The 17,986-nt window shown below is 41.2% G+C and carries 31 protein-coding genes and 1 tRNA gene; 3 read left to right on the top strand and 29 right to left on the bottom strand.

Features of this window, described 5'->3' with window-relative positions:
- Positions 1-8 precede the first annotated feature (8 nt).
- The 7 genes from COJ96_RS10890 to COJ96_RS28605 all read right to left on the bottom strand — a co-directional run bounded on the left by COJ96_RS10890 (position 9) and on the right by COJ96_RS28605 (position 4,880).
- A complete protein-coding gene (locus COJ96_RS10890; RefSeq protein ID WP_098572974.1) occupies positions 9-398 on the bottom strand; it encodes a hypothetical protein in 390 nt (129 codons plus the stop codon).
- Between the two features lie 15 nt (positions 399-413).
- Positions 414-1,622 (bottom strand): hypothetical protein, encoded by a 1,209-nt coding sequence (locus tag COJ96_RS10885; RefSeq protein ID WP_098572973.1) that lies wholly within the window; start codon positions 1,620-1,622, stop codon positions 414-416.
- Between the two features lie 74 nt (positions 1,623-1,696).
- Positions 1,697-1,921, bottom strand: coding sequence for a hypothetical protein (locus tag COJ96_RS10880; protein ID WP_098572972.1), 225 nt, complete (start codon positions 1,919-1,921; stop codon positions 1,697-1,699).
- A gap of 79 nt (positions 1,922-2,000) precedes the next feature.
- Complete coding sequence (locus tag COJ96_RS10875; RefSeq protein ID WP_098572971.1) at positions 2,001-2,192, bottom strand: hypothetical protein; 192 nt, start codon at positions 2,190-2,192, stop codon at positions 2,001-2,003.
- The gene (locus COJ96_RS10870) at positions 2,189-4,453 is read right to left on the bottom strand and encodes a phage minor head protein (RefSeq protein ID WP_180230070.1); all 2,265 of its coding nucleotides are present in this window, start codon (positions 4,451-4,453) and stop codon (positions 2,189-2,191) included. The genes COJ96_RS10875 and COJ96_RS10870 overlap by 4 nt, the downstream gene beginning before the upstream one ends.
- A gap of 53 nt (positions 4,454-4,506) precedes the next feature.
- Complete coding sequence (locus COJ96_RS10865) at positions 4,507-4,728, bottom strand: hypothetical protein (RefSeq protein ID WP_098572969.1); 222 nt, start codon at positions 4,726-4,728, stop codon at positions 4,507-4,509.
- Entirely contained in the window at positions 4,728-4,880 is a 153-nt protein-coding gene (locus COJ96_RS28605; protein WP_180230069.1) for a hypothetical protein, read from the bottom strand. The genes COJ96_RS10865 and COJ96_RS28605 overlap by 1 nt, the downstream gene beginning before the upstream one ends.
- A gap of 242 nt (positions 4,881-5,122) precedes the next feature.
- On the opposite strand from COJ96_RS28605, the gene COJ96_RS10860 reads away from it, so the two are divergent.
- Genes COJ96_RS10860 through COJ96_RS28600 form a run of 3 tightly spaced genes read left to right on the top strand, consistent with a single transcriptional unit; the run spans position 5,123 to position 6,021 of the window.
- Entirely contained in the window at positions 5,123-5,467 is a 345-nt protein-coding gene (locus COJ96_RS10860) for a hypothetical protein (protein WP_098572968.1), read from the top strand.
- Between the two features lie 57 nt (positions 5,468-5,524).
- Entirely contained in the window at positions 5,525-5,857 is a 333-nt protein-coding gene (locus COJ96_RS10855) for a hypothetical protein (protein WP_098572967.1), read from the top strand.
- Positions 5,857-6,021 (top strand): hypothetical protein, encoded by a 165-nt coding sequence (locus COJ96_RS28600; protein ID WP_180230068.1) that lies wholly within the window; start codon positions 5,857-5,859, stop codon positions 6,019-6,021. The genes COJ96_RS10855 and COJ96_RS28600 overlap by 1 nt, the downstream gene beginning before the upstream one ends.
- Before the next feature lie 244 nt (positions 6,022-6,265).
- Here COJ96_RS28600 and COJ96_RS10850 read toward each other — a convergent pair whose 3' ends face one another.
- From COJ96_RS10850 to COJ96_RS10750, 22 genes are all read right to left on the bottom strand, one after another.
- Positions 6,266-6,472, bottom strand: a complete 207-nt coding sequence (locus tag COJ96_RS10850; RefSeq protein WP_098572966.1) for a glycine zipper domain-containing protein — start codon at positions 6,470-6,472, stop codon at positions 6,266-6,268.
- A gap of 90 nt (positions 6,473-6,562) precedes the next feature.
- Positions 6,563-7,930, bottom strand: coding sequence for a phage terminase large subunit (terL, locus tag COJ96_RS10845; RefSeq protein WP_098572965.1), 1,368 nt, complete (start codon positions 7,928-7,930; stop codon positions 6,563-6,565).
- The gene (locus tag COJ96_RS10840) at positions 7,827-8,288 is read right to left on the bottom strand and encodes a hypothetical protein (RefSeq protein ID WP_180230067.1); all 462 of its coding nucleotides are present in this window, start codon (positions 8,286-8,288) and stop codon (positions 7,827-7,829) included. Before COJ96_RS10840 ends, terL begins: the two co-directional genes overlap by 104 nt.
- Positions 8,289-8,365: 77 nt before the next feature.
- Positions 8,366-9,301 carry a ParB/RepB/Spo0J family partition protein gene (locus COJ96_RS10835; protein ID WP_098572963.1) on the bottom strand — a complete coding sequence of 312 codons (936 nt, stop codon included), beginning with the start codon at positions 9,299-9,301 and terminating at the stop codon, positions 8,366-8,368.
- Positions 9,268-10,575, bottom strand: a complete 1,308-nt coding sequence (locus COJ96_RS10830; protein WP_098572962.1) for a putative antirestriction adenine methyltransferase — start codon at positions 10,573-10,575, stop codon at positions 9,268-9,270. Before COJ96_RS10830 ends, COJ96_RS10835 begins: the two co-directional genes overlap by 34 nt.
- Positions 10,545-10,787: a hypothetical protein gene (locus tag COJ96_RS10825; protein ID WP_098572961.1), complete on the bottom strand. Its 243-nt coding sequence runs from the start codon at positions 10,785-10,787 to the stop codon at positions 10,545-10,547. Before COJ96_RS10825 ends, COJ96_RS10830 begins: the two co-directional genes overlap by 31 nt.
- Before the next feature lie 43 nt (positions 10,788-10,830).
- Positions 10,831-11,115 (bottom strand): hypothetical protein, encoded by a 285-nt coding sequence (locus COJ96_RS10820; protein ID WP_098572960.1) that lies wholly within the window; start codon positions 11,113-11,115, stop codon positions 10,831-10,833.
- A 34-nt stretch (positions 11,116-11,149) separates the two neighbouring features.
- Positions 11,150-11,572, bottom strand: a complete 423-nt coding sequence (locus tag COJ96_RS28230) for a hypothetical protein (RefSeq protein WP_142332986.1) — start codon at positions 11,570-11,572, stop codon at positions 11,150-11,152.
- Complete coding sequence (locus tag COJ96_RS10810) at positions 11,572-11,757, bottom strand: hypothetical protein (protein ID WP_098572958.1); 186 nt, start codon at positions 11,755-11,757, stop codon at positions 11,572-11,574. Before COJ96_RS10810 ends, COJ96_RS28230 begins: the two co-directional genes overlap by 1 nt.
- Complete coding sequence (locus COJ96_RS28595) at positions 11,754-11,909, bottom strand: hypothetical protein (protein WP_180230066.1); 156 nt, start codon at positions 11,907-11,909, stop codon at positions 11,754-11,756. The genes COJ96_RS10810 and COJ96_RS28595 overlap by 4 nt, the downstream gene beginning before the upstream one ends.
- Positions 11,906-12,157, bottom strand: coding sequence for a hypothetical protein (locus COJ96_RS10805; protein ID WP_098572957.1), 252 nt, complete (start codon positions 12,155-12,157; stop codon positions 11,906-11,908). Before COJ96_RS10805 ends, COJ96_RS28595 begins: the two co-directional genes overlap by 4 nt.
- Positions 12,157-12,672 carry a hypothetical protein gene (locus tag COJ96_RS10800; RefSeq protein WP_098572956.1) on the bottom strand — a complete coding sequence of 172 codons (516 nt, stop codon included), beginning with the start codon at positions 12,670-12,672 and terminating at the stop codon, positions 12,157-12,159. The genes COJ96_RS10805 and COJ96_RS10800 overlap by 1 nt, the downstream gene beginning before the upstream one ends.
- Before the next feature lie 103 nt (positions 12,673-12,775).
- Complete coding sequence (locus COJ96_RS10795; protein WP_180230065.1) at positions 12,776-13,258, bottom strand: JAB domain-containing protein; 483 nt, start codon at positions 13,256-13,258, stop codon at positions 12,776-12,778.
- A 184-nt stretch (positions 13,259-13,442) separates the two neighbouring features.
- Positions 13,443-13,973, bottom strand: coding sequence for a VUT family protein (locus tag COJ96_RS10790; protein WP_098572954.1), 531 nt, complete (start codon positions 13,971-13,973; stop codon positions 13,443-13,445).
- Positions 13,974-14,091: 118 nt separating this feature from the next.
- Positions 14,092-14,502 carry an MgtC/SapB family protein gene (locus COJ96_RS10785; protein WP_257148486.1) on the bottom strand — a complete coding sequence of 137 codons (411 nt, stop codon included), beginning with the start codon at positions 14,500-14,502 and terminating at the stop codon, positions 14,092-14,094.
- Between the two features lie 335 nt (positions 14,503-14,837).
- Positions 14,838-14,911: transfer RNA gene (locus tag COJ96_RS10780), tRNA-Gly, on the bottom strand.
- Positions 14,912-15,051: 140 nt separating this feature from the next.
- Positions 15,052-15,510, bottom strand: coding sequence for an ECF-type sigma factor family protein (locus COJ96_RS10775; protein WP_098572952.1), 459 nt, complete (start codon positions 15,508-15,510; stop codon positions 15,052-15,054).
- Complete coding sequence (locus tag COJ96_RS10770; protein ID WP_098572951.1) at positions 15,467-15,967, bottom strand: DUF421 domain-containing protein; 501 nt, start codon at positions 15,965-15,967, stop codon at positions 15,467-15,469. Before COJ96_RS10770 ends, COJ96_RS10775 begins: the two co-directional genes overlap by 44 nt.
- Positions 15,951-16,466 (bottom strand): Holliday junction resolvase RecU, encoded by a 516-nt coding sequence (locus COJ96_RS10765; RefSeq protein ID WP_180230064.1) that lies wholly within the window; start codon positions 16,464-16,466, stop codon positions 15,951-15,953. The genes COJ96_RS10770 and COJ96_RS10765 overlap by 17 nt, the downstream gene beginning before the upstream one ends.
- Complete coding sequence (locus tag COJ96_RS10760; RefSeq protein ID WP_098572949.1) at positions 16,466-16,711, bottom strand: hypothetical protein; 246 nt, start codon at positions 16,709-16,711, stop codon at positions 16,466-16,468. Before COJ96_RS10760 ends, COJ96_RS10765 begins: the two co-directional genes overlap by 1 nt.
- 94 nt (positions 16,712-16,805) lie before the next feature.
- The gene (locus tag COJ96_RS28590) at positions 16,806-16,985 is read right to left on the bottom strand and encodes a hypothetical protein (protein WP_098572948.1); all 180 of its coding nucleotides are present in this window, start codon (positions 16,983-16,985) and stop codon (positions 16,806-16,808) included.
- A gap of 56 nt (positions 16,986-17,041) precedes the next feature.
- Positions 17,042-17,986 (bottom strand): RecT family recombinase, encoded by a 945-nt coding sequence (locus COJ96_RS10750; protein ID WP_098572947.1) that lies wholly within the window; start codon positions 17,984-17,986, stop codon positions 17,042-17,044.

The following is a 17,986-nucleotide window of genomic DNA, read 5'->3' as shown; positions in this document are numbered from 1 at the left end:
CTTATTTGTTATGGCATAGCGACTTCAACATAATTTCGGGTAGCATCTACATAAAGAACAAAGGAACCGTTTCCGGTTGCAGCCGTTCTAACGGTACCATCTCCTGCACTTTCGATTGATGCACCAATAGCCGGAGCAGCTCCGCTATATCCAAATCGGTCAACACGGCTAAATCCGTAAACGTGTACACCCAACGGAGTTAATCCATCTCTTACCGGATGCTTGGCCTTCAATATAATTGTGGAACCTGCCGTAGCCTTTTGGGCTTGATATGGTCCAGTGGTTGCAAATGTTAACAACTCGTCAGCCTCAACAGGATTCGCCTCACTTGCTGTTGGAACAGTAACAGTTAACGATAGCCCATAGCTATCAGGTACAACGCCACCTACTCTTGGCATACTAATCACTCCTTATTAATCAAAAATATTTTCATCTTGTGGTGTAACAGAACGTTCAGAATCGGAATTACTATCAGCATATGGGTCTAAATCTTCCGGTTTCGTTTGACGACCTGGAACAAATTTTTCCACTGCTAATTTTTCGTAGCTTTCTAGTTCTTCTTTCAAAAACTCCACATCGTTAACACGAATAAGCATTTGCTTGTATTTTTCAGAATCAAATTCTGTGCCTTGTACTTTAACTCGTGCTTGAACCGCTTTATCAATCAAATCACTCACGTATTGACGACCCATTTCAGCCTCTTTTTTCAATTGACGAATAGCTTCCGGTTTAGCCAAGTCTCCAAGCTCATTACGGATAGCAATATCCTCGGGTTGTCTAAAAGTCTCACCTTCTGATTGCAACACTTCATAAATCCGTGCCTTTTCCACGGTGTTGTCTTTCAAAGCAGCTCGAATTTGCTCTAATAAATTCAATTCATTTCCCTCCTTTTTGGGCATAAAAATAGAGCGTTTCCCATCATCCAATCGAATTTGGTACTGTCGCTCTAGCTTAATAATATTCTGTTGTGATATTTGACCTTGTGAAAAATAGGCTCTCGCCTTATCAATATAGGCTCCTGGCGTTGCACCAGTGTAAACGGTGCTGACTTCTCTGAGTCGTGCATCTACAACCCATGCAAATGTCATTCTGCCGTTTTCATCTTCCAATCCTGGCATATGAGGACATTCCCAATCGAACAAGTCTTTTCCGCAGCTAGAACAACGATACCTTTCATCCGTAAATCCTACGGACATATCTTTTTTAATCCCTCCACGAATGGAACGGATCTCGTCATTAGTCGGTACCCCATTCACGGTTATCCCAGGGATAATGTACCAGTGCCCCCGGACCGCATTGGTATCACTTCCGGTCTCGGTAGATGTTTGGTATTCGGCATCGAAAGAACGCCCATACGGCGACTTACGAATGTCGTGCCCATCCATCAAAGGAACGCCCCGGATTAAATCCTCATAATAATTTTTCAGTGTTGTCACAGGGTCCATTTTCGTCATATACGAATCAAGCCTGTCATTGGAGCAAACACCCGAGAACGTAAAAACATCCTCTTTCTTCAATGGTTCAAGCGTGTGCCTGTTGATTTTTTCTAGCACCGCAGTCCATTGGTCCTCCTCAACAATCGGCTCAGCATAAACACGAATCGGAACAATAATCCCACTCATGTACTCACCTCCTCTCAATTTTAACATTAATGTTGGTATTAATTCTAATGTTAATGTCAAAACTAGTATTATAGTTAATGTAAATCATCCCATAGTTGCTCCTTTAACAAAGACTTCGCACATTTTTCAGAACAGGCTAAATTGAAAGCATCATTCACAAATTCAAACTTTCGGAGCTTCCAATACGAAATATCTGTCCGGCTATCAATGGCTTTTCCACAATAACCACAAGTAAATCCCCAGGCAGTAGAATCATTGTTCTTAAACATCACTTCGTAATATGGTTTTTCTCTAATCATTAGAAACCACCAAATAGGAACCATAACAACATGAGGAGCACGATAAATCCGATGATTCCATAACCGAAAAACATGCAGATCACTCCTTTTTTAATTTTTCCTCCATCACATGAACAAAACGGCTGCATTGTTCCGGAGTAAAACCAAAATCCTCTCGGAGCACTCGCACACAGATTTTTATCAAATCCACGGAATTTTTCTCCAAGAGTTTTCTCAGTTTTTGCTCGTACTGTTTTCGGAGGTGCTTTCCAGGGTCGTTTATTGGTCTCATTTCATTTCCTCTCCATCCAAAATCCTCTTATACCAACAACGGCACATAATCACGTTGGAGGCAGTTGCTCCTAAACTCGTGTCGCCAGGGAACAATAATTGTTCAGATTCACCGCTTCCGTTCGCTACCAGGAAAGGTTCATCAAACTTTACCACCTGACCATCGGCTTGTCGGTGCCCATCACGAGTACGGTCTTGTTGTGCTGCCATCCATTTCTTTCCGATAACCATGCCGGATTGCATGTCACCGAAATACTGTCCGCTTCTTCCGGCTGAAATGATTTCCGTCCTCGCTATGGTCAACGCTCGGGATTCGGAAAAAGCATAGACTTCTTCTAATCGTTTAGCCGCTTTATCCATTGTGAGTTGTCCTTCGTAGACAATATCCCACAAGTTCATAATGACTTCTTCATCGGTTACGCCCTGGATTAATTCCGCTTCCCTTCTTGCTCGGTCGGCTAACCAACGCAGCAGCCTTTCATCCCTGGCATCAAAATCAATTGTAGCTTCAAATTCTTGTAAAGTCGCCTCCCCCGAAAGGATAGCCGCTTGCAATAACCAATCACGGTTCAAATCATCCCACAAGCCTTTTTGCTCCTCCGAATCATGAAGAATGTTGGTCTCCACCCATTCTCTAAATTCCGGTGTAGGATTGTCTCCGGTTGCTCTCATGCAGTTATAAAGCATCCGTGTTGGCATTTCATCGGCATCTTTTAACCTGTCGAGATAGACCTCACATTGTCTTTTCAGGAATTTCTCAAATGCTGAGGCAGACCGCACGGCCATTTTCCCTAAATCCTCAGCCCACGGATCCCCTGTACTGACAATAAACTCGTCCGGGTCCACATCGTCCTCGGGATCATCGGCTCTCTTCTTTGGGAACATCACACGACTATTGGTTGCTGGGCGAAATGCTGCCAGGGGATCTTGCGTTTGGGCTTGTGCCTGTTGAGGCTCAGCAACTGCATCATGTCCCACTATGTCATTAGCCGCTTCGTTATTATCAATCCACCCTTGTTGCATTTGGAGAATTTTTGTTTCTGTTTCGATTTTTTCAGCCTGAGCATCACTCTGACGGTCAGTAGTACGGAGTTCATTGAAAGTAATCCGTGCCGTTCGTTGTCTCCCATTAATTTGCAGAGCCACGTTATAGGCTCGTTCCAGGAGGCGTTTGATACCTCGTTGTATACTTTGTATCCCGGCAACGTAAATTTGCCATTGTACCGTGCCGTGTGTCTCCGTAGTACCCTCATTCCTACCGAGCAAAATGGGTAATTGCTTCAATGCCGTAACAATTTGCTGATTAATAATGTCAATTACACCGGATGCTGATAATGAGACGTTCTTATTCACACCCACGGCAGAAATTTCAACCGAACTCGTATGGTAAAAATCATCGTCCGGCTGCAACTCCTCCATCTGCCGTTGAATATCTCCAATGTAACTTGTCACGTATTGCCGTATATCTTCGGGGCTTCCTCTTTTGATATGGTCAGGTAGATTTTCGATAATTGCCTCCTCAACCACCTTAATATCAAATCGGTCATAACCCTGGTGATGGATAACCTTCTGCAAATCTTTCAGCACTTGAACCTGGAAGAAAATAATTTGCAAGATTGGTAGTATCGGGCTCCTTCCGTGAGGGTCCGAAATATCCGGGTCGATAGGATAATAAAATACCGTCTCTTGATTCAGTACCTTGTAATTCCCATCCTCCTGTTTCTGAACCAATTCAATTTCATTGGTTTCCTTGTTCCTTCTAAAATCAAGGGTGCTCGGGTCCACTGCGTGAAAGTCAACTATATCGGACAAATCCTCGGCCAATTCCACTTCTAAGGCAATCGCTCCCTGGGTAAATGCTGTTAACAAGAGCACGTTTATTAACTGATCTAGTCCACCTCCGTAAAGTTTACCTACCCGGTCAGCATATGAATTTAGCAAATCAGTGGACTTCTTCTCAGGCTTTCCGTTTGGTGTTAATGCCTCCACCTCATGACCGGTATTCGCTAGCCGCAGCATGTTCCAAATTGCCATACTCGCATCGGGATTCAAGTCTCGAATAACACGGAGGTTTTCCATCACATGCGAATTTTTATAATCACGCCTATGGATAACACCCTCATACCAATTCCACTGAGATTCCCACTTGGTTTTCGTTTGCTTTTCCCTCGGTAATGCTCTCAATTGCTTTTGAACAGTGGTAGCCACCACGGCTCGGATCTCCTCGTTCGTTTTTTTCATAAATCTATCCCAAAAAGCCAATTTTTCACCTCCTGCCGAACGTTCTATTATTCTAAAAATCTCAGTAAGGTTCATTAGAATAAATCAAATATAAAGTTGAAAAGGATAATAAACGCTAGTAGCCCAAACAACCACCCTAAGTCCAATAATCCGAATAGGAATAAAATCGCTATTAGAACACCGATACCGCCACCAATCGCCCAGCCGATAAACAAAGCTGCCTTTAATGCCCACCAAATAATGACGATTGAAATAATCGCTACAACAATGCTCAAAAAGAGGTTTTCATTTTTCATTACATTTTCAGCTCCCTTGGTTTTTTTACAAGTTCAGTAGAATATATGTTTACAATCTTCCAACCTAGAAAACTCATCATCTTTGCTTTCCTTTTGCTATCAGTTCTAATCTCCTTCCCTGTTTTATTTCGCATCATATACCAGGTTTTCAAATATTCATCACCTCCTTAATTAAGCTCTTCTAAATTTTGTTGGTATTTGTCCAAAAGAAAAAGGACCCCCATTAGGTCCTAGAATATCGTACTTAAACTAACGCACTTCATTTAGTTTAAGTACATTTTTCACATTCAATTTTAGAACTTATACTATTTAAGAAAGTAAGAACTATATCACTCCTTTATATGTTTATATAGTATAATTTTACTATAATTACTATTTTTGGAGGTCTATTATTATGGCAAAAAACAAAGTTATTGCAGGCGATTATGAAGGTTTTCCTGTTCACACCTCATTTGGAGTTACTCAGATCACTACCGGTTTTGTTAAGGGGATTGAACTTACAAAAAACAATGTAGAAACATATGAAATATTAGATGAAACGAAACGGAAAAGTGCCGCCAGTGCCGTTGGTCGTGCTTTTGTAGGTGGTGTTATATTAGGTCCAGTCGGTTGGTTGGCTGGTCTTTCTGCTAAATCTAAAGGCACACATATTATAGCAGTTGAATTTAAAGACGGAAAAAGAAGTTTACTGGAAGTGGATGATAAGATTCGAACAGCAATCGTTAAGAAATTGTTTTAAGCATTCATGAGTGGGATTTTCCCTACTCCAACTTAACTATTATTGGAGGAATTTTTTATGTCTTACAACACACAGTCAGATACAGTTATTAAAGAACTTGAACAAGATTTTAAGAATAAAGTAACTGATTTAGCATTATCAACAGCTAAGAGTAGCAATATTGTAACTATTAGTGATACGAATCAGCTTAAAACACAACTGCATAAAGACTTTCAGGTCGATGCAGCAAAGTTATCAAAGGTAGCAACTAATGTAATTGATAAAAATGAAAAGCTATCAGACAAGGAGGTTGCTATTGAACTACTAAAAGATATAGCAATCAATGGTAAGACTAAAATGATGAAAAAATTAGCTTCTAAAATGCTTAGCGAAAAGTGGTGGGAAAAATAATGTTAGCAAATGTGGTATCAGCACTAAAAATGATTTTTAATTTTATTAAGATATTTTGGAAAAACAACGAAGAAGAGTTAATGAGACTTTTGTGGGATTTTTTGATGTCAGTTGTAAACAATGCAAGAGAAAAGAAAAAAACAGAACCACAGCAAACTACATAACAAGTATGCAGGGCCATATAATATGGCCTCTTTATCCTTTTGTCACTCTATGTTATAGGACCCATTATTCTTATCTCTATTTTATTTTGATTACTTTTATAAATCCCTTCTTAAGTTAACCTCTCCGTTAGCCATCCATGACTGCAATTTCATTTTCCAAAAGAAAAAGGACCCCCTAAGGTCCTCAAATATGGGTATTAGGCTAACATGCGTTACTTTAATAAGACTAATCAATTAAAGGTTATTACTTTTTCCCGAATATTGCTCCTATTGTTCCTCCTATTACTGCACCTGCCGCTGCTCCAACAGGACCTAAAACTGCCCCAACAGTTGCTCCCGCAGCCACACCTGCTACTGCTCCTTTAGGACTTGGGTCAACTGATACTGTTGTTTCACCATCACGTTTTTGAATTGTTAAAGAACCAACCGCTGGCATTTTTTTGTCTGACATAGTAATATTCTCCTTTATATCAATAGTATAAACTACTTATATATTACCTTATATTACTAAAAATGGATATGGTCTTAATGTGAAATCTTATTAATATCTAGGTCCTTCACGTTTTACTCCAATTACATGAGGATTAACCGCGAATTTACGCTCTCTACCCTCAACAAGTTTTGTAAATGCACCGGAACAAGCATCACACATATCGTCATGGCTTCCTTCAGGAAAGCTACATAACTCATCTAAAAATTCATTAATCCAAGTTCCCCTAACCAGGTGAATATTGCCCCTCTCAGCAGCAGCTGAAACTGGATTCAAACGGATCTCCTTGCTACCGGTTGTGTTATGTCCATAAAAGGCATAGCCCACTAGGATATAACGAGCATAGTAATCTATTGTATTCACACCCGATGAACCAGGCTCTTGCTCCATATAAATCGGAACCTCTCGCCCATCCATGGTGGCAGTATTGTAAACCATTTGCTCTACACCCTTCGGTGAAAGCCTGTCTCTCCTTACATCAATAATCCAATACTGACCGTCCTTCTCAGCCATGAGACACCCGGCAGTCCAGTCAGGGTCACGACCTTGCTTCGGTTCAGTAGCAGCCAAATCCCAATAACGCACCAACCGGGCATCTTTAGGGTATTCGTCAACAATCTTAAACCAATGCCGTTTGAATTTATTTCCGTCCGGCAGTACATCCCAATCCCCTGAGCGTAATTGCGCCCTTGTCACCGGGTCCAATTCTAGTAAACTCAATTCATATTCCTCAGTATCCAGGTAGGGATTATCTTCGAGTTTTGCCGGAACGAATATCCTTCCCTTGTCCGGTCCTTCGATTAGATACCTTTGTTTCACCCATTCATGGCCTCTACCACCTGGATTGCTTGCTACCCGAGCTCTGAGGGGAACTCTGGAACCTTTTAATCTCCTTAAACGTGAGAACAGATAACGATATTGAGATTCCTCGAATTGCGTTAATTCATCAAAACCGATGAATTGAAATTCAGCCCCTTGATAGTTGTACTTATCGTTTTCAGTCGCCAGGTACGCAAATGTCAGTGTCGCTCCACTCGGGAACGTCCATGTCTTAGCGTTTTCCGACCAATGAGCATCGGTTTCGTCCAACCACCCATGAGCACGGTCCATCAAGGCTCCTGGTAATGCTAAATCCTTGTAGGTTCTACGGAAAATAATAGCCGCATAGCCCGGAACATCCACATATTGCAAAGCAGCCATGAGTAGGGCATCCGATTTTCCTCCTCCGGCCGCTCCTCCATATAGCGATTCCTTATTAGGCAGCAGCAAAAATTCCGCTTGCTTTGGTGTTGGATCATGGGGAATATACTGATTCTCAATCACTGTCTCCTTCATCAAAGCTGCTAGATATTCTTTGGTTTGCGATTTTCTCGTAAACGTCTGCATATCTATCAACACGTTGGAAGATGTTGTACTCATGCTTCTCCTTCACCTCTCCGTTATGTGTCACCTCCGATATATCCGTGCTCTCACCACGGCTTAGTCGCTCAATCTTCACGGAAATATCAAACCATCGAATTAATTCCGATGGAGACAATTCTTTTGGGTCCAACCCATTTAGCCGTTCCACCACTTTTGATTGGAACATCGTAGCCGCCTGGGCATGTCTTTTGACCATTTCCTTACGCTTTTTCTCGTTCTCAATAATGGCTTTCCTATCAATATCATCGTCATAGGCTTGTGACCGTTCTACCCATTCATATTTAGAACTCCAACGCTCCATCAAAGTCGTGGATTTGCCCAATTTTTCCCCAACTTTGGCTAAACTCCTATCCATGCCCATATCTCTATACACTTTGAACGCCTCAAACGCCTTTACACTTTCCCCTTCTCGTCTTTCATAAGGGGCTTTTTTCATGTGCTCAAATAATCGGCAGCCAGGTATTCAATGAATTGCCATTTGTTCTTTACATCAATATCGCCCTCATTCATCATTTTCTGAACGGCTGATTGAATAATGGCAGCACTCTCTACCGGAACGTTATCGGTTCCAAATATCGAACTGAGTGGTGCCCATCCTTTATGCAATGGCTCTCCATTTTCACCTAGCCAACCCTCTTTTAAATCTTCTTGATGGCGTTCAAATATATCCATAATGAGCATTAAGGAAGTTGCTCCGTTATGAATGTTATAGGCGCTTTGCGTTTTTGCTTGGGCATCGAGCAATCGGTCATACTCTTTCATCCGAACAGCCACGGCATCACTGGAAATGAAGGATTTCGCCTTTTCAATAACTCGCACCATTTCCTCCGCTTCATCCGGCAAAAATAAAAAGGTCAACATGAGGTAATCCAATTGAGCCTCTGTTAAACCTTCCACGGTCACGCTTTCTAATTGTTCGAGTTGCTTATCATCCAACCCGGCATAATACTTCATATCCAAATCCTCAATCTCGTTGTACAATTCCAGGAGAATGAACGGATCATCTTCTCCACTTATCGAATTGTGAGACAGTTGTATGGAAATTTGCTCGTCCTTTGTCAGTGGGGTATCCGTGTACATGACCGGAATTTCCTCTAACCCGGCAGCAATAGCCGCTTTGGAACGATGATTCCCACTCAGTACCTTGTATTTCCCATTCTCCTGGAGATAACAGAACGGCAATTGTGACAGTGCTCCATCACGTTTAATGTTGTTTACCAGGTTCTGAAAGGTCTCATTCCTCATAAACCGAGCGTTTTTTTCGAGAAATTCGAGCTCCTCTGCTTTGACAATCGCTATTTTAAATCCACCAGGTAACGCATTATTGATTTCGTTTATACGATTTCCTTCATGTGCTTCTGTTTCCACCAGTTCATCGCCTCCTCTAAAGTCCACCTTCCAGTATCGCTGCCATAATTCAAGCGTGGTGGGTCTTTTTTTCTGCTCTCTAGGTGAAAGATTCCACGGTATTTCATGCTTACCGGCTTCTCTGTAAATGCCGTGGTGCTCACATGCCTCATTCTCTGATTAAATGCCTGTTCAATGAGCAGTTTCACCTCTTTGGAAATAACGGTAGCCAGTATTAATTTGCTTAGTCGCTTATACTTCACCGGACGGATAACGAAATCGCTCATGAGATAAGCCTCATTCGTGCCGTAATTTGATTTGGATAGTCCTATTGCCCCTATCAGCTTTCCATCAATGAGCACCCCTAGATTAAGCCCTGCTGATGCCGGAGCAATTCCCGGATTCAGATATAAACTCCGCAGCGTATTCATTTGTGCCTGGGATATTTTCGTCACGCTCAACCGACTATCTTCACGGATCACATCTTTTTCCGTAAACCTCGGCACTTTCAATAATTCCGTATTCTGCCGGGGCATCGTTATCCGCTTAGGAGCCTTATTCGCATATACAGTCAAAGGCTTAGAACGTAATGAGGTTTGAATTTTACCGACCTCATACCCTTCTAAACCTGGAATGGGTTCATCCCTCGCCATCATCCAAAAACGTTTCTCTTTCACCGCATCCACCATCACGGCTAATCGTTCTTTATCGAACATGGCATATTCGGGTTCCTGCCAAGCAAATACTTCCATCAAAGCAGAATATAGCTTTTCATATCCCCCTGTGTATGTTGGAGGAAAACTTATAAATCCTGCATCGTTTGGAGCCATTTGCGCCCATTCCACACAATCACCGGGCCAGAATCCTGCCATTTTCAGATTATCAATGCCCTTCTTTACCTTTTCCACGGTCTCAGCGTGTAATCTCTCCCATTGGTCCTTGTAGGCTTTTCTCCTCCTTTGGAAAAAAGGCTCGTTCCGATGGTATCCGTCCAACATGCTCGTACAGAGCAGCAGCGTAGCAATTCGGTTGGGTCCAGGTTCCATGTATGGCTCCAACCATTTGTAAGCCTCAGCCTGTACCGTCATTTCTTCTTTCAGCCCGGCTAGATAATTCCCTATGGTGCATGTGTAAATACTGACATCGTTTCCGTATAGATCTAGTCCACGGTCTTTTAAAATTCGCTCAATGGTAAAATTACCGGAGCAGCCAATATAAATTTCATCGGTCTCCCAGCTCCTCGTGACTTCTGATACCAACGCTCTCAGGTCTTGGTTGATACTTCCGACAAACATTTTTTCAACCCCCTCTCTAAAACTCTTATTCGGTAATGAGCCGCTTTCAGCTCCGTTTCCAAATCTGCTATTTTCTTGTCCTTTTCGGATGCTTTGCTTTCGCATGACAAATGAGCCAATTGGTCTTTATTGTTTAAAATCCATATCTCATTCTCATAAATCGAATCACGGCAAAATAAACATTTTCCTATAACGAATCCATTTTTTGCCATTAAAACACCTCACAAAAAAAGAAGGCTAGTGCCTCCTCCTCTGTTATCCTATGATATTTTTATTCTGTAATAACGCTCTATCTAAATCGGTCGATGGTTCATAGCCTTTTTCCAGGTGTGAAATGATGGTTTTCTTATTCGCATTCCAACACTGAGCCAATCCCCAAAAACCGAGAGTGATCGGATTCAAGAAAACCCATTTTGCTACCTCTGACCATTCGCCTCTGAAAATGCTAACCCAACCTCCGAACCAAAAAGTTGTCCATGAAAATCCTAATTTCAATTCTTTTACCACGCCTGTTTGAGTTTTCAATTTTACATATGCCATTTTAATATGCCCCTTTTTATGTTTAGTCTTGTTGTTAGTTTTGTTCGTTCATTACTCCGGCACCGCAACCTAGCAGAATACCTTCCTCTATTGCCAACTCCATATAACCGTCTGAGTGGTCATAAGTATAATTGTCGTAAAAGTCCTCTAAATCATTCCAACCTTCTTTTTTCACAAGTTTTTCAAGCCAATCAGTGGGAACGATAAACCAACAACTGCCCAATTTATCAAATTTTCCATCGGTATTATCTATCAAATTATCAATATATGAATGCACCACTGATGTTTTCATGTTTCTTTCTCTCCTCGCTAATGGACAATTTCTGCAATTTATATCTTCACACATCGAACACGGGAAAATCGTTTCCTTGCACTCCGGACATTCCTGGATAGCAAAGACCGCAACCAATTCCACTTCGTTTGTACAATTTGGACACCATTCCGTTACTGTTTTCATTAATCTTCATCCCATTCTGGACACGCTTCAACCGACTTAATGGAAGGTTCACCCGGAAACCCGAAATTTCTATCAATTACTTGTTGTATGGCTCCATCTACAATCTTCTCGTTCTCTTTTTCCTCGGATCTATGGAAAACCGTTACCTCTATATCTCCAAAATCAAATAACACTCTGTACATCATGATGTAATCTCCTCCGTTACTAAGTAAGTTGCGATGATAAGCAAATCGTCTTTTTTCAAATGCCTCTCTAATTTCAATAAAGCCTCTAGTTGGGTCGGAGCTTCCGATATATACACCTTTTGACCAGGTGCGAGAAAAACATATTTCCTCATGCAGTCCTCTCCTTGTATGGCAAATAAATTTTAAACAGGAATACATGTACCGCTTTTGATATTTCTGCCATCGGATGTTTTCCCATCTGCTTATAAAAATCATCGTGTACCATGCACTCATAACCTAATTTCATTTGTTTTCTTTCTTCCTCAGTTATGCCAAGACGGAACTCAGAGGCTAATCGTAAAGCCTCTTTTATATGTCCTGCCTCATATTTCTCAATGGCGATCTCCGTTTTCTTTTTCATTACATTTCCTCTCCAAATTCAAAGTCGAATAAAGTCACTTCACGCTCTTTTTTGTAGCTTTCAAGTCTCTTTCTCACGGCCTCGGGCATATATTCGCCCTCAGCCTCCTTTACTAACTCTCTCTTTACGCCTTTATTCTTTTCGCAGCATTCAGCATATGGAAAACATTCTTCACGCTCTAAGCCCCACTCTGTTACCTCGATTCCAAGCTCTGCCTCCAACCATTCGGCAACCGCTCGTCTGTGGCACCAATCATTGAATTTTTCATAGCATAAAAGCACCGCATTATTTGGAAGTGAATCGTAAATTTCTTTCGCATCTAATTTTGAAAGTTTCTCAGCAAACGCTTTGTCGTATCCTTCTCTGTCCATTTTCATCATCGCCCACGTTGGAGCCAATCTTAAATCGTATTGCCCTTGAAAGAATTTGTTCTTACCGACTGAGATTCCAATCGGAACCATGTCAGCCGGTAATTTTTTTATGTTTGCATAATAAGAAGTGTAGATTTTTTTCATTGTCATTTGCCCCTTACATTAATTTTAGTATTAACTTTAATATTAACTTATATATTAATCCTAACATGTTACCTACCTATGTACATGGTAGGTTCCTGCCAGCTTACCCTATATATCCTTTGTCTCGTAGGCTTACATAATCGCCATCGTCACCAACAATGATGTGGTCAATTAATTCAATGCCCAGGAGCTTCCCACACTCAACCAATCGTTTCGTTACATCTATATCCTCTCTTGATGGAGCAGGATTCCCTGATGGATGATTATGAAAGACCATGATGGACGTTGCTCCTTTTAACAAGGCCAATTTATAAACGTCTCTTGGATGAACAATGCTAGCGTTCACGGATCCTTTATGAATAACCTCGCAACCTAGCACTTTATTTTTGGTATTCAATGAGACAACTCCGAAAATTTCTTGTGTTTCTCTTTCAGCATCGGTTAACTCAATAATCGTATCATAAGCATCTTGTGGGCTTCTGATAGCCTCCGGAATATGATAATAACCACCTTCTGATTTTTCTCTTACGATTCTTTCAAACTTCACATACCTTGCAGTTGGATATTTCTCTTTTGCAGTTCTCATAATTAATACACCCTCCATGTGTTAGTTCACAGAAACCGAATAGTCAGTTCGTTTTCTGAATATTTTGATAACTTGTTGATATATATATCATACCATTTTACCTACCTAAGTACAGTGTTTACCGAAAATAATAGCATTAATTTTAGTATAAATTTTACCATTAATGTTAATGCTAATATTAATATTAATATGTCCTCCGAGCTCTACCTTGAACGGCTTTAATCACCAATAAAGCGATAAACTGCATGACGGTCTTTACCACCATTTGTCCAATAATCGCTAGTATGACCTGATTCCAGGACAGGACATTTAAACCAATCGGACTGAGACCGACAACCACGAAAACCACCGAATCCAATGCACCGCCAACGATGCCGCTATATAAAACCTTGTATTCCATTTTCATTTTCAGCCGGGAATACATTTCGGTATCAGATGTTTCACTTAATAAAAATGCTATCAATGAAGCGAACGCAATATATAAGCCATCACCCAAAAAGTAGGATGTAACTCCGCTTAGGAATAATGCCAAGGCAATCACTTTATATGTGTTCGATTTACCAATTTGATTCTGAGTAAAATCCCGGAATACGAAAGTCGCTCCAATGAGAAAGGATCCGCATGGAACAATCATATCTCCTAAAACAATTGGCGCAAATTTGGCTGTAATCACATTAGCCGCTATGATGCTGACCAAGTACAGTATTGTCCACATACTCCAGCTCCTTCTTCATGTTTTCAATCGCACGGATGATGTTCTTATCTCGGCCTTTCCCTTTAATGGATTTCGGCTTGCCGTTCGGTGCGTACAAACATGATAAATTTCCATCACATCAACTCTCAATTTTATTTGCTAGTTTTTTCAGCAGCCATAAACTCAAAAGCGTGATAACCGTTACCGCAATCGAGAATAAAATCATTCCCACGCCAACAATTAAGCCAATCGCCGTAACTACCCATAAACTCGCAGCCGTTGTTAATCCTTTCAATAGCGCACCCATAAATCCAATGCCCGAAATCACATAAGCCGGTATTCGAGCCGGGTCCATTTTGTAGTTATCGTTTTGGATGGTTTCGGGTATCCCATAAATAGAAAAAAGCATCATGGAACACGAACCTATCCCCACCAGGACATGCGTTCTAAGTCCGGCTTCACGTTTCTTCTTTTCCCTTTCAAAACCAACGAGACCGCTTAATACGGTCGCTATGACTAAACGTAGCAGCATGGTTAGAAAATCATCCATTTTTAGTGACCTCATACTCAAAGTTAGGTGGGTAATGGTATTACTTAACAGATTTAATTTGCTCGTAGCCCCTCATACAAGCACCCGAAAATATGGTAAAATAGGTAACAGACCCCGGATGGCTAGTCACCATCTTGTATGCCTGGACCCTCCATGTCCGGGTTGGTCTTTTTTTTATGCAAAAAAAATAGGCTCCTATTGGAACCTATCTGGATGGGGGGTATTAAGTCCATGCACAAAGTAATCAGCGATCGTTCGTAAAAAGTGTGATGAATAAACTGAGCCATTTAAACAGTTTATTCAAGAGGCAGTACCATATTCAGTTGTCAATGTTCTGGAGCGAAAGGATGGAATCAAACCACCGCCATCCCGGTGGAACCAGGATATGCTACCACTACAACACTTTCGCAAGATGGCCGTGTATCTCTACACGACCGATGTATACATATCAAAGGGGCATTTGACACGGTACACCAGGTAAAAGATTACTTGTCTATCATATTAACAGGAAAATTTGTCAGAATACTCTACTAATTCTACCCAAAAACTTCACAGATGGATTAAACCATGTAAACTATGCTGCAACTTTTCCATTACTCTCGTCCGAATCTTAAATACATTACTCTCTCCATACCCCATTCTGAGTGCCGTTTTCTGAACAGAGTAGCCGCTCAAATAGCGACATTCCACATATTCCAATTCTTCATCGTCCAATCCTTCTAATGCTGCATCCACACAATTAATAATCAATTGATACCGCTCAATCAGTTCATGCAGATCTAACGCTCGTTTGCTCTCTATCCTGTCGATGGCAAACTGTTCCGTTTCCGAATTGATGATAAAACTACCGGAGCTTCCCTCTCGCAATTCATAAGATGCCGTCATTTTAGGCATGAGACTATCCAATTGCATTTTCAAATTATTAATGCCGATTTTATAGTGGTGATATTTCCGTAAGTGATTTTCAATTTTCTCGATTCTGCGCTTCTGCTCCTTTGTCGAACACATTATTTTCGCCCCTTTTCAGTACGGATATTTGACCGCTCACCTCTAAGTAAGCAATTTCCACTAATCTAATATCAAAAACGCCTGAGCATCGCAATCTGGCCCTTAATTCAGCCTCGGACAATCGTTCTTTTTCAAGCAACTCTCGATTAATCACACCATTTTTCACAACGATCTGTGGTTCTCCTAAAATCCTTTTCTCCCATTTCCGATTATTAGCAGTCACCCAATCTAGCAAAAAATAGATAATTCCCAGGATGATATTGACCACAATCATATGCCATATTTGATAATCCGGAGTCACAGACAAATCCCAGGAGATATTCGCCACTAAAACGGCAAATCCAAAATCCAGCGCATTGGACTGAGACAATTCTTTCAGCCCCATGATTCTCATATGGAGAAACATAAACAGTATCCCGAAAGGCAGTTTCAAGCATAGATTAAGAAACGGCTCCATTTCCCTTCTCCTTCTCTAGCACCCGAATGAAATCCAGGTATGTTCTGCCTGGAACCACCACATCACAATTAATCTCTATCCAGGTGTACGGAATGGACTTCCTGCCGCCCTCTTTCATTCCTTCCCACCATTCGTTTACCTGGTCAAACCACACAAGATACACCTCTCCTATCTTCGCAAATTCGATTAGGAAAAAGGATAAGCCGCCCTGTTCTTGGTGCTGCTGCAAGTAATCGATTTGATGCTGCTTAATATTTTTTAAGTCAAACCGCTTCCGTTCCCTGGTCGATTTCGCCTCAAACGCTACGGATCTCCCATGCCAAATTCCTTCAAAGTCAACCGAGCTCTTTTCCTCTGGATGGGCACGAATCACTCGATGATATTTTTTATCGTAGGACACACTCCACGGTGTCGGTATTTTATGAATCAACGCTACCCCACTATACTTATAAAACTCGCATGAATTTTTGATAAGTTCTTCAAAGGATGCTCCACTCATTATTCCACGCCCCATCTCTTTTTGGATTTCTCTAATATATCCAATGTCATGCCGTTAATCCGGGTACAAATTTGTAGGTCCGTAAATCCTTCTCGTCTGTACTTGTTGTACATTTCCTTGCTAAGCCGCTTCCACCTCTTGGCTTTATTTAACTCGCTTATCGGTTTACTGATAGGATGTTTCTTTTTGTATGCCTCTAGCTCCTCCGGTGTCATGTACCAGGTAGTCACTTTTCCGTCACTCATGCACTCACTCCTCAAGGATTATTTGGTTAATGCAGCCATTATCAAACTGAATACAATCATCCAAAACACGAAACATAATAAATTAATAAACTCACTATCTCTCATCCGAGAACGGTTTTGTAGCTTTCACGAAATACTTAAAATCAGGATTAATTCGCACTTTCTTTTTGCAATCCCAACATTGGTAGCTTCTCAGTTCTTCGACTTGTTTTTCTATTTCATCAGGCACACTTGTCGGGGCTTTACAGTATGGGCATAGCATGATAATCATCATTTTCCTCTCCCCTCGATAGAATAAAAGGAGGCTCTTTTCGGAGCCTCCCTATTTGATTAATCAAAGAACAAACTAAATTCATCTTCCTCTGCTTTTGGTTGCTCCGGCTTTTTTATAAATTCCGGTTCCTCCACAAATTCAGTTTTTCTTTTTTGCTTATTCTTTTGTGTTGTTTCTAGCTGACAAAACTTCTTCAAGGCAACCACATCTTTGAGCAGCAAATCCTTCTCCTGTCTGCCCTCAAAGTAGGTAAACATACATTTTTCGATTACATCACGGTCAACGTTGTTATAAATTTCATTCCAAATGAGTGTCAATTGCTCGTCCTCTTTTACAACATGACCCTCGTCAATCTCGATAACATTGGCTTCCGGAGTAACATCCAATCTGTCCATCGGAGCTGCCTGGACTTCATCCTCGGTCAAATCAATGCCATACTGCTCTTTTGCCACACGTTTCAGAATGTGCTTTTTAAACATATCTGCAAACCAGGTATTCCACATATGAGCGTTCTTGCCTTTCTTCATATGCTCGACCTCTTGAACATCCATTAATAAAATCTTATCCTCAAATTCTGTATGTCTAGCAATTGCATACGCTCCAATGATCCGGCCTCTCGGAAAACCAATTTCATGCTTAATGATTTTCTTCTTCGCCAAATCAATCATAAACTCGTCATTCTCATGGACCATCTGAGCATCCACGCCCTTGTATCCCTTCGTTTTCCTCGCCAGGTATAAAACCCCTTCGGAAGAAATTTGAATGCTCATTTGCCGCCCATTCTTGCCCTCGTACACCATACAATGAATATGGTTCAAGAAAGGATTTAATCCGGTATTCACACACGTTTGAACATACAACCCAAATTCTTCATCGGTGGTACCCCGAGCAATAGTCGCTCGGAGTGTGTCCAATTCTTTTCTTGTAAAATTCCCTACAAATTTTTCGTTATAAATCGCCTTTACATCGGCTTTTTTCTTCTCTGCTGCTACTTCTGTCAT

The sequence above is a fragment of the Bacillus sp. AFS073361 genome (assembly GCF_002567005.1).
Taxonomy (GTDB): domain Bacteria; phylum Bacillota; class Bacilli; order Bacillales; family Cytobacillaceae; genus Neobacillus.
The sequence above is the reverse complement of the archived record's forward strand: the minus strand, read 5'-3'. Positions and strand labels throughout refer to the sequence as shown.